This is a genomic window from Paraburkholderia kururiensis (assembly GCF_034424375.1).
GTDB classification, from domain to species: domain Bacteria; phylum Pseudomonadota; class Gammaproteobacteria; order Burkholderiales; family Burkholderiaceae; genus Paraburkholderia; species Paraburkholderia kururiensis_A.
This window is the reverse complement of record NZ_CP139965.1, coordinates 876,046-891,599: the sequence shown is the minus strand read 5'-3', so window position 1 is coordinate 891,599 and position 15,554 is coordinate 876,046. Positions and strand designations below refer to the sequence as shown.

Annotated in this window: 9 protein-coding genes; 4 read left to right on the top strand and 5 right to left on the bottom strand. The window is 65.5% G+C overall.

The annotated features are described in order from the left end of the window. Positions 1 to 2 precede the first annotated feature (2 nt). Positions 3 to 1,565 (top strand): diguanylate cyclase domain-containing protein, encoded by a 1,563-nt coding sequence (locus U0042_RS04080; RefSeq protein ID WP_198665247.1) that lies wholly within the window; start codon positions 3 to 5, stop codon positions 1,563 to 1,565. 54 nt (positions 1,566 to 1,619) lie between these two features. On the opposite strand, the gene U0042_RS04075 is transcribed toward U0042_RS04080, so the two are convergent. Beyond that, positions 1,620 to 3,140 (bottom strand): carbohydrate porin, encoded by a 1,521-nt coding sequence (locus U0042_RS04075; RefSeq protein WP_114809982.1) that lies wholly within the window; start codon positions 3,138 to 3,140, stop codon positions 1,620 to 1,622. 1,149 nt (positions 3,141 to 4,289) lie between these two features. On the opposite strand from U0042_RS04075, the gene U0042_RS04070 reads away from it, so the two are divergent. From U0042_RS04070 to U0042_RS04060, 3 genes are all read left to right on the top strand, one after another. After that, positions 4,290 to 4,430 carry a hypothetical protein gene (locus U0042_RS04070; RefSeq protein WP_198665246.1) on the top strand — a complete coding sequence of 47 codons (141 nt, stop codon included), beginning with the start codon at positions 4,290 to 4,292 and terminating at the stop codon, positions 4,428 to 4,430. A 57-nt stretch (positions 4,431 to 4,487) separates the two neighbouring features. Then, positions 4,488 to 6,155, top strand: a complete 1,668-nt coding sequence (locus U0042_RS04065; protein WP_114809980.1) for an NRAMP family divalent metal transporter — start codon at positions 4,488 to 4,490, stop codon at positions 6,153 to 6,155. A 640-nt stretch (positions 6,156 to 6,795) separates the two neighbouring features. Next, entirely contained in the window at positions 6,796 to 7,614 is an 819-nt protein-coding gene (locus U0042_RS04060) for a flagellin domain-containing protein (protein ID WP_327205029.1), read from the top strand. A 175-nt stretch (positions 7,615 to 7,789) separates the two neighbouring features. Here the strand turns inward: U0042_RS04060 and U0042_RS04055 are convergent, their stop codons facing one another. The 4 genes from U0042_RS04055 to U0042_RS04040 all read right to left on the bottom strand — a co-directional run bounded on the left by U0042_RS04055 (position 7,790) and on the right by U0042_RS04040 (position 15,427). Beyond that, a complete protein-coding gene (locus tag U0042_RS04055; RefSeq protein ID WP_114809978.1) occupies positions 7,790 to 8,038 on the bottom strand; it encodes a hypothetical protein in 249 nt (82 codons plus the stop codon). Between the two features lie 181 nt (positions 8,039 to 8,219). Next, positions 8,220 to 9,122, bottom strand: a complete 903-nt coding sequence (locus U0042_RS04050) for a transglutaminase family protein (protein ID WP_114809977.1) — start codon at positions 9,120 to 9,122, stop codon at positions 8,220 to 8,222. Then, a complete protein-coding gene (locus tag U0042_RS04045) occupies positions 9,119 to 11,806 on the bottom strand; it encodes a circularly permuted type 2 ATP-grasp protein (protein ID WP_114809976.1) in 2,688 nt (895 codons plus the stop codon). Before U0042_RS04045 ends, U0042_RS04050 begins: the two co-directional genes overlap by 4 nt. A 57-nt stretch (positions 11,807 to 11,863) precedes the next feature. Beyond that, positions 11,864 to 15,427 carry a DUF2126 domain-containing protein gene (locus tag U0042_RS04040; protein WP_114809975.1) on the bottom strand — a complete coding sequence of 1,188 codons (3,564 nt, stop codon included), beginning with the start codon at positions 15,425 to 15,427 and terminating at the stop codon, positions 11,864 to 11,866. Between the last annotated feature and the right edge of the window lie 127 nt (positions 15,428 to 15,554).

Below are 15,554 nucleotides of genomic sequence, written 5' to 3'. Positions count from 1 at the left end.
CCATGTCCGACGGACCGTTCATACTCGATTCCATCCTTGCCACACCGCCGTGCGGCAAGACCACCGTCGCCGGCTCGATTCGTGCGTCGTTGCTTTCCACGTTGTTCGAAAACACGCAGCCGCTGCTGCTCTCTGGCATTGCCAGCACGTTCGTCGCATTCGTTGCGCTCGCGCGGCTGCATCATCTGTGGGCCGCGCTCTGGATCGTCACCGACCTCGCGATACTGGCCACACGGCTCGTCATCATTCGTGGCTTCATGGCGCGCAGCCGCAAGGAAGTCGTGGACCCCATGCCCTGCGCACGCGGGTACGCGCCCGCCGGGCTGGTGGCGTGCGTTTCTTTCGGACTGGGAACCATGGCGTGCGTGATGTCCGGCGACGCGCAGCTCGCCACGCTCGCCATCATGGTGACAGCGGGCATTCTGGGCGGCATCGCATCGCGCAACGCGGCCGTGCCGCGCCTCGCCATCACGCAGCTGTGCCTGGGGGCGCTGCCCATCGGGCTAGGCGGTCTGCTCGCATGGCGCGGCGGTTGGTGGATTCTCATGCCGCCGCTCGGCCTCTATCTCGCGGCGATGGTCTCCGTGGTGCGCCGCCATTACACCGGCCTCGTGGCGTTGATGAGCGCCGAGCAGAAGCACGCCGAACTCGCCGCACGGTTCGACGCCGCGCTCGCCCATATGCCGCTCGGCCTGTGCACGCTCGACAACGCGAATCGCGTGGTGATCGCGAACCGTCGCACGGCGCAGTTGTTCGGCGCCACGGTGGAAGCGCTGAAGCTGAACGTGCCGCTGCCCGAATTCATCGGCCACGTGGGCCTGGTGAGGTTTGGCGAAACGCTGCGCCAGGAACTCGTGAAGCGCTGCACCGCATGGCTTGCGCGCGAAGCCGGTCCGCTCGACCTCGAACTCACCGACGGACGCCAGCTCGAGATGACGCGCAACCCGGTGCCGGACGGCAGCTCGGTGATCATCATCGAAGACGTGACGCAGCGGCGCGAAGCGCAGGCCCAGATTCTCTATTGGGCCTCGCACGATCCGCTGACCGGGCTGCTCAACCGGCGCGACCTGTGCGAGCAGCTGGAACGCCTGCTCGCCATACGCGATCGCGAGCCGCAGGCCACGGTGGCCGTGATGTATCTCGACCTGGACGGCTTCAAGCAGGTCAACGACGCGCTGGGCCACCACGCCGGCGACGAAGTGCTGCGGATGGTGTCCGAGCGATTACGCCGCCTGTTGCGGCAGGGCGAGATCGTGGCGCGCCTCGGCGGCGACGAATTCGCGATCGTGATCGAAAGCGCCACGCGCGCACTCGGCGCGGCGCTGGCGCGTCGCATCATCCAGCAAGTCTCGGGACCGTATCGACTACAAAGCGGCACGTTGGCGCGCATCGGCGTGAGCATCGGCATATCGTTCGCCACGCCGGACGATACGATGGAAGTGCTGATGAAGCGCGCCGACGCCGCTCTCTACCACGCCAAGGAAGCCGGCAAAGGCACGTTCCGCTTCCATACGATGGACGACGCCGAAGAGACCGCCGCCGCGGACAACGTCGCTGGTTCGTGAGGCACGCAGGCCACGCGGGCCACGCAGCGCAATGCAATGCCATGCAGGCGCAGGTCAGAACGCGACCGTGGTACGCAACCCGACAATCGCTTCATTGCCGATACGCTCCGTCACGTTCTGCGGATTCGCAATCCCGCCCGACGGTCGGAACACGTACTGGAAGTCGGCCTGCACTTGCCACCATGGCGCGATCTGATACTGATACGTCGCTTCGACCACCGTTTCGGCGCTGCGCGAGGGCGTGCCCGGCGTAAACGCCGCGGCATCGCTCGCCTCGCCTCGCGCGTGCGAACCGATGTGCGCGTAACCCACGGCGAGACCCGCCACGTCGTTGTCGCGTCCCTTGAACGGCGCCTTCAGCGTGACGCCCGCGTTCATGCCGAAGTCGACGAGATTGCGGTCGCCCGGCGCACCCATGAGACGCGCGAACACACCGATGGATCGCGGGCTGTCCGGGCTCGCGCGCCACACCATCTGATCCGCGACGGCGTAAAAGCTGTAGTCGCCGCGATGCGATGCCGGCGTACCCGTGCTCGCGGGATTGGCGAGCGAGAGGCCGGTGTTGTCGAACCGCTGATCGGCAAAGCGCTGCGTGTTGTACCAGAAGCCGAGCTTGTAGGTGCCCGGCAAGCCGGCAGGCTGCGGCGCGGAGGCGTCCGACGACGGCTGGTTGATCGCGTACTGCACTTCGCCGATAAAGAGCGCGCCGTTGTGCAGGTTGAAGTTGGTGCCGTGCGCGTTCAGCTTCTGCGCGTCGCCGGTGCCGTCGCCCGCGGGATTGCCGTCGAACACGCCCGCGAGCACCGTCACGGAATCCGACACGGCCGCACGCACGCGAACACCCAGCGACGACAGCGGATAAGCCGGGCCGCCCGCGGGCAGGTCGCTGGACGGCAGCACCGGCCAGCCGAACGTCGCGTTCATGAAGGTGTTGCCGTACTGCGTGGACATGAATTCCTGGTCGAGGCTCTGCTGCCCGACCTTCACGTCCACCTTCCCGCCCAGCAACGACTGCTGATACCAGAGTTCCCAGAGCCGCGTAGTGGCATCCGCTTCGATGCCTGTCGCGCTTTGCAGCGTCTGCAGATTGCGCGACGTGAGGTTGGTGCCGTGAATCTGGAACGCCGACACGTTGAAGGTGCCGCCCGGCAAACCGAAGGCCTTTTGCGTATCGAGCCCCAGGCCGAACTGCGTCACGCCCTGGTAGGCGCCGCCTCGCTTCACGCCGCCGGAGAGGTTGTTCAGGTACTCGCTCGTTTCCTGCAAGCCGAGCGTGATGCCGTAATTGCCGAGCCACGGACGCAGGCCGCCCATGTCGCCAAAGAGGTTCGAGCGGTCCCACAGACCCGTGGGTGCCGCTTCGGTTTGCTGCGAGCCCGCGGTCGAGGCGCCGGCCGATGTGTCGGGTTGTGCCTGCGCGCCGGACGCTCCAGTCGTCGCTGCACCCGATGCCGCGGCGGCAGCACCGTTGTTGTCGTCGGCCCATGCGCCAGGCACGATGCCCACGCACAGCAGCATGCACAGGCTCGCGGGAGCACCCGCACGCAGCAGGCTCGTCTTGAGTTTCTTCTTCATGAGTGTGATGCCAAGGTTATCCGCCGGCACTCCGGCAGGTTTCGATCAGACACGTTGCGTATGGCGCGGCCATGAAAACCGCAGCGGTTTGCGCGACAACGAAGCAAACCGCTGCGCGGATGCAACGCACGGAGACACTATCGGCACTCGCGGCAGCAGACCGCGAGCGACCGTCAACCCAGGAGCAAGACGCTGAAACAACCCGAGCGCATCGCGCGCGTGGCGCGAGAGCGCCGGAATGAAGCGCGCTAACCGACTGCGGCGAGCTAGCGGCGAAGGAGAGACCCTGCCCGCTATCTCGCGGTCATGCCGCCGGCCCGAACCGGCGAGGAACATTCACTACACGAGCCTGCGTCCACGAGGGCTTCCTTTCCATTGAAAACGGCCGGATTGTATGCGGGGCGTGAACGGAACGACAAGCAAAAATCACGTAAACGCGCGACGGCGCGAATTATTCACGAGTTATTCATTTACCGGCATTTATTTCATTTCGCTTTCGCGCTTCGACCTGCCCGGCCGATGTGTGACGCGAGAAACAAAGGCACAAAGATATCTTTGTTCTGCTTATCGAAGTCGTTGACTTGCTATTCGGCGGGCGCCTAAAATTCGAGCATCTTCACAAGCGGGGCGAATGCCTTGGATACCTGCAGTAGTCGATCTTCGAACAGTCTCACTGCCTGACCAGCAGGACGTCCGCGCTCTCTTCTTCCAGCCGCCGTCTTGCCAGCAGGCAGACGGTGCGCGTCGCAGTCCCTTCCTTCGTGCACCTTTGTTCGCGCCATGTGGCGCGCCGCAACTTGCGTTCGTTCGTTGCGGGCATCCACATGGCCATTGCGCCCGTGGCTCGCGCCGTGGGCGTCGTTCGTCCGTGCCTTGCCGCCTTGCCTCATGCGAGGCAGCGGGCGCGAGCGTGAACCAACGCGTCCGTCGCATGCGCTCTGAACCAGCGTGCGGGGCGCGCGATAAAGGAGCCGGAATGTCCGATAGCGACCCTGAACCCTTATGCACGACGTGCACGAATTGCCCGACAGGGCCCCTTTCCTATTTCCCTGAGGAAAGCGAGTAGACGCCTCCACTGCGCGCGCAAAGCGCCTTTCTCCGTCTGCTGGCTTTTCGCCCAATGCGTCCCGGGACGCACGGAGAAACATCATGAACTTCGGTCTGCTTGTCTCCCAACTGCCTCGCGTGCACGAATCGCACGCGCACTACGACACCCTGCTTTCGCTGCAGCCCCGTGAATCGCGGCCGCTTGCATGGCTCTGGCGCAGCCTCATGAAGCACTTCGCGTAACGCGCCGCAAGCGCACATCCGTCTCAATCGACAAACCGCCACTCGGGGAGAAAAACAATGTCCACGCCAGCGAACGTTTCACCACCACGCCCCCTTCAACGTAGCGCTGTTCTGGATGACGCCCACCTGGGCGACATCAAGGGCGCGCTCGGCACCATCGCCCACCACGACACGGCGCCGCGCACGCACTGGGGCGCGCGGCTACGCACGCTGCTCGCCATTCTGGGCCCCGGCCTCATCGTGATGGTGGGCGACAACGACGCCGGCGCATTCGGCACCTACACGCAGGCCGGGCAGAACTACGGCACCTCGCTTCTGTGGACCATGCTGCTGCTCGTGCCGGTACTGTTCGTCAATCAGGAGATGGTGTTGCGTCTCGGCGCGGTGACGGGCGTGGGCCACGCGCGTCTCATCTTCGAACGCTTCGGCAAGTTCTGGGGCGCCTTCAGCGTGATCGATCTGTTCCTGCTGAATGCGCTCACCATCGTCACCGAATTCATCGGCATGACGTTCGTGCTCGACTTCTTCGGCGTGTCGAAGATTGCGGGCGTCTGCATTGCGGCGGCGCTCACCATGGCCGCCGTGAGCACCGGCAACTTCCAGCGCTTCGAGCGTTTTGCGGTGTTCCTGTGTGCATTGAGCCTGCTGCTCGTGCCGGTGCTCGTCACCATTCATCCGCCCGTGAGTCAGATGGCGCATGACTTCTTCGTGCCCGGCTGGCCCTCGCACGGCAAACTCTCGGACGTGATGCTGCTCGTCATCGGCATCGTGGGCACGACCGTGGCGCCGTGGCAGCTGTTCTTCCAGCAGAGCTACGTCATCGACAAGCGCATCACGCCGCGTTTCATGAAGTACGAGAAGATCGATCTGTGGATCGGTATCGCATTCGTGCTGATCGGCGCCGTGGCGATGATCGCCTTCTGCGCGGCGCTTTACGCCGGCAAGCCCGAGGCCGGCAACTTCACGGACGCAGGCGGCGTGATCGCGAGCCTCGAAAAGTACGCGGGCCGCACGCCTGCCGTGCTGTTCGCCATCGCGCTGTTCGATGCCGCCATCATCGGCGCGGCGGCCGTATCGCTCTCCACGGCCTATGCGATCGGCGACGTGTTCAAGATTCGCCACTCGCTGCATCGGGGCGTATCGGATGCGAAGGGCTTCTACCTCGTGTACTTCGGTATCGTGGCCGCCGCTGCGGCGCTCGTGCTGATTCCGGGCAGCCCGCTCGGTCTGCTCACGGAAGCCGTGCAAACGCTGGCCGGCGTGCTGCTGCCGAGCGCCACGGTGTTTCTGCTTCTGCTGTGCAACGACAAGGCCGTGCTCGGGCCGTGGGCGAACACGATGAAGCTGAACGTCTTCACCGGAGCCGTTATCTGGGTGCTCGTGATGCTCTCAGTCATCCTCACGGCCGCCGTGATGTATCCGGACATCAGCGGTCACACGATCATCGCCGTGCTCGCGGGCGGCATGCTGCTCGCGGTGGTGGGCGGCATCGCGACGCTCGCGTCGCGCTACGTTTGTCGCGAAACAACGGACGCTGCAACGGCAAGCGCCGCCGCCCATGAACAAGCGTCGCGCGAAAGCTGGCGCATGCCGCCGCTTCACGAGTTGCCGCCGCCCAGACTCACGCTTGCAAGCCGCGTATGGATGGCCGTGCTGCGCGGCTACCTCGTGATTGCCGTAGGCCTCGTCGTCGTGAAGATCGTGCAGATGATGGTGCTCAAATAGCGAAGGCGTCAGCATCGAAGCAGAGCGCCGGGAAGCCATAACGCACGTACCCATGCTTCGGAGACAACCATGGGGGCCATCCTGTGCGGCTCGTCCGACTCGAATGAACAGACAAAACGCTGATCGCGTGCAAGCGGTTTTATCGGCGCGGCTGCTCGAGCGCGGAAGCGCGGCTGCGCGTCTTTTCGCCGACCATCAGAGCGCGCATGATGCACCGCTCGCATAGCAGAACATACCTTAAGTAACGCTTAAGAACTGTGCCCACAAGCATCGGAGCACAACGAAAAACTCGAGCAACAGCGAGGAAGAGATCGTAATGACCTGCACCATACAGGGTATGTTTCGCTTGTCGAATCGCGGCCGAAACCCGCATAATGCTTACACACCGCGCGATTCCTGCGACAGGGCGTACGGTGCTCGGATGTAGTACGAGGATTTTGTACCGGCCACCTGGCCGGTATTTTTTTGGCCTCGTGTCCGGATCTTCCCCACCATTTCGCAGTACCCCAAACAATCTCTCTCAAGTTGTTCGATCTGGCGCCGATAACACGGACAGGTTGCTGGTCCACGGACCGACAAGTACATCGCCGGCAACCTAACTCGTTATCAAACGCACATCCGCACTCCATCGAGGGGATTCATGCTTAACATCAACACCAACATTCTGTCGCTGACGACGCAGACGAACCTCTCCGGTTCGCAAAACGCCCTGTCGCAAGCCATCAACCGTCTCTCGTCGGGCAAGCGCGTGAACACCGCCGCCGACGACGCCGCCGGCCTCGCTATCGCGACCAGTCAGACGGCCGCCATCAACGCGCTGAATCAAGGCGTGATGAACGCGAACAACGGCATCTCGATGGTGCAAACGGCCTCGGGCGCGATCTCGTCGACCGTGGCCAACCTGCAGCGTATCCGCCAGCTGGCCGTGGAATCGGGCGACGGCTCGCTCGGCTCGGCAGCGCAAGCGAATCTGCAGACGGAAGTCACGACGCGTCTGACGGAAATCAACCGCGTCGAAACGCAAACCACGTTCAACGGTCAGGCTGTGCTCGGCGGCCTCGGCAGCGTGGACTTCCAGATCGGCGCATCGGCCAACCAGACCATCACGGCGAACTTCGGTTCGACCACGTGGAACGCGTCGGGCCTCGGCGTCTCGGGTATCGACATCTCGACCACCTCGGGTGCACAGAACGCGATCACCGCGATCGACGCAGCGCTGGCTCAAGTCAACAACTTCCAGGCAACGCTGGGTGCAACGCAGAACACGTTCCAGTCGGCCATCAGCAACACGCAGACGGAATCGACCAACCTGAACGCTGCCAAGTCGCAGATCGTCGACGCCGACTTCGCTTCGGAAACGGCGAACCTCTCGAAGGCGCAAGTGCTGCAACAAGCCGGTATCTCGGTGCTCGCACAAGCGAACTCGCTGCCGCAGCAAGTGCTGAAGCTCCTGCAGTAAGCATCGAACGCACGACGCGCTTATCGGTTGCGTCGCGCGCTATCGGTATGCACAGCGTGGAGTCGCCCTGGTGACCCACGTGCTGTAGAAGGTGGACGGTGAAAACCGCCCACCTTTTTTCATTGAAGCGTCATTCGACGATGTCTCGCGCGAACGTGCACGTTGCGCGTCGTCTTCAGTCGGCACGCAACGTCGACATCTCGCTGTCCAGCAACGCGCGCAATTCGCTTTCGTCGGGCTGCGTGCCCCAGTTGCGCGCGCCCGCCACAGACGCAATTGCGAACCACGAGTTGGGCGGAAACCATTCGTGAAGCAGCGCGCCGTCGCGCAGAATACGAAGGCGCCCCGTCTCTTCGCTGTACTCGGCGCACATCTCCACATTGTCGAATAGCGCGGTCACCGTTCGGTTTCTGGGTGGCAGCATGGGGCACTCCTGTCGGCTGATGGATCGTAGGCATGGCGCGGCACATGCCGCGCGCCATGCGACGTCCGGCCCGAGGGGCCGTGGACGGGAGTCTACGCATCGAAGCGATGGAGAGGTGCAACGGGTCTGCGAGTTTGGTAACGCCGGGTTACGGTGTGCGCGCAAGCACACGCAGAGCGGACTAAACCAGCGTCGGCGCGCCGCCCGTGACGTGCACCGCGACTTCGACCTGGTGCTCGCCGCCGCCCAGGATCATGCCGCGCAGCAGCGACACGTCGCTATAGTCGCGCCCCGTGGCGAGCGTGACGTGATCGAGATCGGCAAGCACGTCGTTGGTCGGATCGAGATCGATCCAGCCCACGCCGGGGCAAAACACGGAAACCCACGCGTGCGATGCATCCGCGCCGATCAAGCGCGGCGTGCCTTCGGGCGGATCGGTGCGCAGATAGCCGCTCACGTACCGCGCAGGCAAACCGAGCGTGCGCAGGCAGCCGATCATCACCTGCGCGAAGTCCTGACACACGCCGTGTCTGAGTTCGAAGGCGCGCGCGGCCGGCGTATCGAACGTGGTCGCCGCGGGCTTGTATTCGAAGTCGGCGTAAACGCGATGCATGAGGTCGATCGCACCGGCCGCAAGCGGCATATCCGGCGTGAAGCTGCGCTGTGCATAGGCACGCAGCTCGGGCAGAAGCGCGATGTTGGGCGACGCAAAGCAGAACTCGGTCTCGGGATGAAACGCGCCGCCCGCGCGAAAACGCAGCGCCTGCGCGACCTCTTCCCAAGGCGGCGTAGCGTCGGGATCCAGCGACGCCCAGCGCGGCGACAGCAGCACGGTGGTCTCGCTCGTCATCTTGAGGTAATCGTGCGGCGAGTCGAACGAGAAATAGAGCAGGTCGTTGCCGAACGCGTCCACGCGGCTCGTTCGGTACGAAGGCTCGGGTTCGATGCGCTCGCTGTGCGCCATCACACGCTGCCACGCACACGTGAGCGGGCGGATCGTCGCGAGATGCTGCGCGGTTTCCACGAGCGTGGAATAGCGGTACACGGTGTGATGCGAAACGGTCAGCACGACGTCGCCGCTCATGGGGCCACCTGCTCGGCAAGTGAATTCGCGTGGCTGAAGTAGCGCGCGCTGATCTCGTTGGATGCCGCGGCCACGTAGGCACCCAGTTGTTCGCAGAGATCGAGCAGCACCGGAAAGCGGCCGTTCTCCCCAGGCTCGCAGAGCTGCTCGAGCGTGGGCAGCGCCGCAACGGGCGGCATGAGTTCAGCAAACGGCGCACGCCGCGTGCCGCCCGCGGCCACGGCGATTTCGTCCAGCTTCTTGCGCAGCCGGTCGTACACGCCATAGAGGCCGCGCGGATTGGTCGGGTCGATCACGAGCAGATCGAGCAGCGCCGGCACCTCGAAGCGACCCGGATAAAGCGAGCGATACGTGAGCGTGCAGTCGAACAGTTGCAGCAGCAGATCGAAGCCGGCAGGCGTGGCCAGCCGGCCTTCGCTTGCGATGACGTGCAGGAACGTGGTCATCGTGGCCACCCGCTCGATGTGACGGCCAACGAAAAGCAGCCGCCATGCTTCGTCGCGCGTCATGCGGTCGCCCTGCGCCCCGCTGATAGCCGAAAGTTGCGTGGCGAGATCTTCCAGCGCCTTCATCAGTTTCATGCGGTCGTAGGGCTCGTAGCGGTCGCGGGCGGCACCGTGGTTGCCGTTACTGTTACCGCCGCCCTGACCGCCGTTCTCGAACATCTGCCGCTGACCGCCCGGCGCGAGCGACAGCCCGTCCAGCGCGTCGCGAAAGTCGTTGCGTGCGGCGAGGATGGTGCGCCAGTGGTCGTTGGAAAGCCGCCCACGCACCTCGCCGCTCGCTCTTGCCTGGCTCGCCAGATTCTGGCCGATGCTCGCGTACCCCGCGTTCTCGTGCAGGTTCGCGACGAGCACGCGCTCGAACGCGTGAGGCGAGCTGCGCGCGAGCGTATCCACCGATGGAATCAGCCCGCACTGCGCCGCGAGTTCCGTTAAGGTTCCGAACATTTCGTCGGCGTCGTTGCTTTCCAGCGACCCCAGTATCAGCCGGCACAGCCGCACGTTGTTCTCGGCGCGCTCGCCGTAACGGCCGCCCCAGAACAGGTTTTCCGCCGCGCGGCTCGATACCATGCGATGCCGGCGCGCGAGGTCGCCGGGCTTCATCGGCGAAGGCAACAGCGAGAAGGTGGAGCCCGGCTGGCTCGACAGCACCCAGGTGTCCACGCTGCTGCCGCCGAACTGCATGGAAACCGATGTCTGATGCTCCGCCGCAAGACGCGTGAAGCCGCCCGGCAGCATGTGCCACTCGCCGTTCAGATCGGCAATGGCGTAGACGCGCAGCACCGAGGGCCGGCCGCGCAGCGTGCCGTCCTCGTAACGCGGCGTGCAGGAATACGGCAACGGCTGCTGGATGGTGAACGCGTCCGCGGCCTGTTCGATGCGCGCGGCCCAATCCGCGAGACGCTGCGGTCCGCGCGCCATGCCTGCCGGAATGTTGGCCGCGCCGGGACCCGTGCTGCCGCCTTGCATGCCGGGCCATGTGGGCACGAGGAAGGCTTCGGAGATATGCGCGAACGCCTGTTGTCGCGCGGCTTCCTCGCCGCACCACCATGTCGGCACGCTGGGCAGCGCAAGCGGCTCGTTGAGCACCGCCGCGGAAATGCCCGGCAGAAAACCATGCAACGCGGGCGATTCCACGAAGCCCGCGCCCGGCATGTTCGACACCATCACGTTGCCCGCACGCATCACCTGAAGCAGCCCCGGCACGCCGATGGTCGAATCGGCCCGCAGTTCCACCGGGTCGCAGAACGCGTCGTCGAGCCGGCGCAGCAGCCCGTGCACGCGCTCCAGCCCGCCCAGCGTCTTCAGGTACAGCATGTCGTTGCGCACCGTGAGGTCTTTGCCCTCCACGAGCGTGAGGCCCAGGTAGCGCGCGAGGAATACGTGCTCGAAATAAGTCTCGCTGAAGGGCCCAGGCGTGAGCAGCGCAATGTGCGGCGAGTCGCCCTTTGCCTTGCGTTCGTCTTCGCGCATGGTGGCGCGCGCGGCCTGGGCGAGCGTGGCGATGAGCTGCGAATACGTGGGCGCAAGGCGCCTCACGCGCAGCGAGCGGAACGCATCGGTAAAGAGGCTCGAGACGATCAGCCGGTTTTCCAGCGCATAGCCGAGGCCCGAGGGCGCTTCGGTGCGCTGCGACATCACGGTCCATTCGCCCGTAGGCGCGCGCGCCAGATCCACGGCCACGATCTGCAGATACTGGCCGCCCGGCGGCGTAAAGCCCTTCATCGCGCGCAGATAGCCGGGGTGGCCGTACACGAGCGCGGGCGGCAACAAGCCACGCTGCAACAGCGTCTGTTCGCCGTAGACGTCGGCCACGATCGCATTGAGCAGCTTCGCGCGCTGCGCCACGCCGCGCTCGATCCGCGCCCATTCGTCTTCGTCGATCAGAAACGGCAGCAGGTCCAGCGCCCAGGGCCGCGGCTCGCCCTTGTCGGCATAGACGTTGTACGTGATGTCGTTGCCGCGGACCTGCTGCACCACTGACGCCGCCGCCTCGTCGAGCCCGGCCACACCGTCTTCGCCGAGCAGGCCGAAGAAGCGCCGCCACGGCTCGCGAATCGCGCCGGCAGCGTCGCGCAGCTCATCCCAGTGCCCGCCACGGGCAGGCAGGATGCGCAACAGCGCGAGTGCTTCGGCATGGTCCGCAGTGGACTCGAACGGCAGGGTCGATTGAAAAGCCAAGGTCTTGGGTGCGTTTGATCGCGTGTTTGGGCCAGTACGTCAGTCGGGTCGGTCAATTCAGGCGCGGCGAAGATCCAGCGTGAACGGGAATTCGAGGCTGCGCGTGCACGGTTCGACTTCCACAGGTCCAGGCGTATGACCGATGGTGAAGAAACGCGCGCGCCGTCGGCTTTCGGCCTCGTACGCGTTGACCGGAAAGGTCTGATAGTTGCGCCCGCCTGGATGAGCGACATGATACTGGCAACCGCCTACGGAGCGCCCGCTCCATGTGTCCACGATGTCGAACGTGAGCGGCGCGTGCACGCCGATGGTGGGATGCAGCGACGTCGCCTGCGACCACGCGCGAAAGCGCACGCCGGCCACGTGCTCGCTCACGCGGCCGGTGGGTTGCAGCGGCAGCGGCTCGCCGTTCACGGTCACCACGTGGCGGCTGCCGTTGAGGCCGAGCACGCGCACTTCGAGCCGCTCCACCGACGAATCCACGTAACGCACCGTGCCGCCCATGGCGCCCTCTTCGCCCATCACGTGCCACGGCTCCAGCGCGTGGCGCACGGTCAGCGCCATGCCGTTCGTGTCCAGTTCTCCCACGAGCGGAAAGCGGAACTCGAAATGCGGCGCGAACCATTCGCGCTCGAACGCGTAGCCGGCTTCGCGCAGATCGGCAAGCACGTCGTCGAAATCCATCTGCACGAAGGTGCCCAGCATGAAGCGATCGTGCAGTTCCGTGCCCCAGCGCGTGAGGCGCGCGGTGTACGGCGCCCTCCAGAAACGGGCTACCAGCGCGCGCAAAAGCAATTGCTGGACAAGGCTCATGCGCGCATGCGGCGGCATTTCGAAGCCGCGCAGTTCGAGCAGGCCGAGGCGGCCAGTGGGGCCATCCGGCGAATACAGCTTGTCGATGCAGAACTCCGCGCGGTGCGTGTTGCCCGTCACGTCGATCAGGATGTTGCGCAGCGTGCGGTCGATCAGCCACGGCGGCAGCCGCGTGTCCGACGCATCGCCGTACGTGCCGAGCAGATCGAGCTGGCGCTGGATCTCCGCGAACGCGACTTCAAGTTCGTAGACCTGATCGTTGCGCGCTTCGTCCACGCGCGGCGCCTGGCTCGTCGGTCCGATGAAAAGCCCGGAAAACAGGTACGAGAGCGACGGATGGTTGTGCCAGTACGCCACGAGGCTCGCCAGCAGATCGGGGCGGCGCAGGAACGGGCTGTCCGCGGGCGTGGCGCCGCCCAGCACGAAGTGGTTGCCGCCGCCCGTGCCGGTGTGGCGGCCGTCGATCATGAACTTCTCGGTGCACAGATACGATTCGTGCGCGACCTGATAGAGGTGCTCGGTGTGGTCCACGAGTTCATCCCAGTTCGACGCGGGATGGATGTTCACCTCGATCACGCCCGGGTCCGGCGTGACTTGCAGCAGCTTCAGGCGCGGGTCGCGCGGCGGCGGATAGCCTTCGATCATGACCTTCATGCCCAGCTCTGCCGCCGTGGCCTCCACGGCGGCGAGCAGGTCGAGATAGTCGTCGAGTGCGGTGAGCGGCGGCATGAACACGTGCAGCAGCTTGCGGCCGCTGCCGAACGCGTCGTCTTCCACCTTGGGGCCCGCCGCGCGGGCGGGGTCGCGCGCCTCGACGCACAGCGCCGTGCGCGTGATCCACGCCGCCGATTCGCCGCGTGCGGGCGGCCGGTTGGGCGTGCCGTCCGCGGAGCCGGTGTCGCCCCCGCCCGCGCCGCGCGCGTATGGCGCGTCGCCTGCGCCCTGTAAGCCGCTCGCGCCGCTTTCTGCGAACGCCGAGAGTCGCTCGGCAAGGCCCATGTCTTCGAGCGCGACTTCATCGGCCAGCGCCAGCGCTTCGTCGCCGGTGGCGGCCACGCCCGCGTCCTGGTACTGCATGCGCAGTTCCGCCGCGGACCGCAGCGGCACCGGCGGTGCAAACGGATCGTGCGCGTGCTGCCACGGGTAATCGCTGGAGGTGACCCACGGCAGCGAATCCAGCGGCAGACGGTAGCCCATCGGCGAGTCGCCCGGGATCAGGTACATGCGCTCGTCGCGGAAGAACCAGGGGCCGCTCACCCAGCGTGCGCCTTGCAGCGCCGGCTGGCCGCGCGCGGCCTCGCGTTCGCGCGCAAGCGGCAGCACGTAGCCCGTCACGGCCTGCAGGCCGGCGTCGAAGACGCGACGCAGGCGCATGCGCTCCAGTTCGTCGTCGAGCCGCGAATCGAACGGATCGACGTTCACGGGCAGGCGCCGTTCGCGCCACAGGTAGTACCAGACGTCCTCGTAACCGGGCTGGACGTATTGCGGGTCCAGCGCAAGCTTGCCCGCGAGGTGGTTGATGAAGCGCTGGGCGTCGTCGGACGTGTAGTACGCCGGTTCCCGTTCGTCGGCGAACAACGTGGGGTCGTGCCAGCACGGCTCGCCGTCCGTGCGCCAGTAGAGCGACAGTGCCCAGCGCGGCAACTGCTCGCCGGGATACCACTTGCCCTGGCCGACGTGCAGAAAGCCCTTCGCGCCGTAGCGGGCGCGCAGCTTGTCCATCAGCGCCACGGCATAGCCGCGCTTGGTGGGGCCGAGGGCGTCCGTGTTCCATTCGGGCGCGTCGCGGTCGCGTACCGAAACGAAGGTCGGCTCGCCGCCCATCGTGAGGCGCACGTCCATGGCCGCGAGATCTGCGTCCACCTGGGCGCCCATTTTCAGCACGCCGTCCCAGCTTTCTTCGGTGTACGGCTTCGTGACGCGCGGCGTTTCCAGCACGCGCTGGATCGACATGGTGTGCGAAAACTCCACCTCGCATTCGTCCACGGCGCCCGAAATGGGCGCCGCGCTGCCGGGCTCCGGCGTACAGGCCACGGGGATGTGGCCTTCGCCCGCGAGCAGCCCCGAGGTCGGATCGAGCCCGATCCAGCCCGCGCCCGGCAGGAACACTTCGCACCAGGCGTGAAGGTCCGTGAAGTCCACTTCGGCGCCGCTCGGACCATCGAGCGACTTCGTATCGGGCTTCAACTGCAGCAGGTAGCCGGACACGAAGCGCGCCGCCAGCCCAAGCTGGCGCAGCGTTTCGACGAGCAGCCACCCCGTGTCGCGGCAGGAACCGGAGGCGTTTTGCAGCGTCTCTTCGGGCGTCTGCACGCCGGGCTCCATGCGAATGAGGTAGCGAATCTCGTGTTGCAGGCGCTGGTTGAGGTCGACGAGGAAGTCGATTGTCTTGCGCGGCGAACGGTCGATGCTCGCGACGAAGTCCGCAAAAAGCGGCGTCGGCTCGCGCTTCACGAGATACGGCGCAAGCTCCTGCGCGAGTTCCGGCGGGTACGAGAACGGAAAATGCTCCGCATGGGGTTCGAGGAAGAAATCGAACGGGTTGTACACGGCCAGTTCGGCCACGAGGTCCACCGTGACGCGGAATTCGCGCGTGCGCTCGGGGAACACGAGCCTTGCCTGGTAGTTGGCGAATGCGTCCTGCTGCCAGTTGATGAAGTGCTCCGCCGGCTCCACGCGCATGGAATACGAGACGATGGGCGTACGGCAATGGGGCGCGGGCCGCAGCCGTACCACCTGCGGCGAGAGCCCGACGAGCCGGTCATAGCGATACTGCGTGACATGGTTCAACGCGACACGAATGGACACACCGGACTCCTCGATTGATTCCCGAATGAACCCCGCGAAGCGGGAAGAAGCGAAAGCGGCGGCACGAAGCCAGGCCCATGCTGCCGATAGCGATAAGCGTGATGACCGGAGCGCGAGCCCCGTGAAG

What these genes read in the sequence shown, in the direction of transcription:
- U0042_RS04065 (WP_114809980.1), top strand. Translation starts at nt 4,488, where the DNA reads ATGTCCACGCCAGCGAACGTTTCACCACCACGCCCCCTTCAACGTAGC.
- U0042_RS04055 (WP_114809978.1), bottom strand. Translation starts at nt 8,038, where the DNA reads ATGCTGCCACCCAGAAACCGAACGGTGACCGCGCTATTCGACAATGTG.
- U0042_RS04080 (WP_198665247.1), top strand. Translation starts at nt 3, where the DNA reads ATGTCCGACGGACCGTTCATACTCGATTCCATCCTTGCCACACCGCCG.
- U0042_RS04070 (WP_198665246.1), top strand. Translation starts at nt 4,290, where the DNA reads ATGAACTTCGGTCTGCTTGTCTCCCAACTGCCTCGCGTGCACGAATCG.
- U0042_RS04050 (WP_114809977.1), bottom strand. Translation starts at nt 9,122, where the DNA reads ATGAGCGGCGACGTCGTGCTGACCGTTTCGCATCACACCGTGTACCGC.
- U0042_RS04075 (WP_114809982.1), bottom strand. Translation starts at nt 3,140, where the DNA reads ATGAAGAAGAAACTCAAGACGAGCCTGCTGCGTGCGGGTGCTCCCGCG.
- U0042_RS04060 (WP_327205029.1), top strand. Translation starts at nt 6,796, where the DNA reads ATGCTTAACATCAACACCAACATTCTGTCGCTGACGACGCAGACGAAC.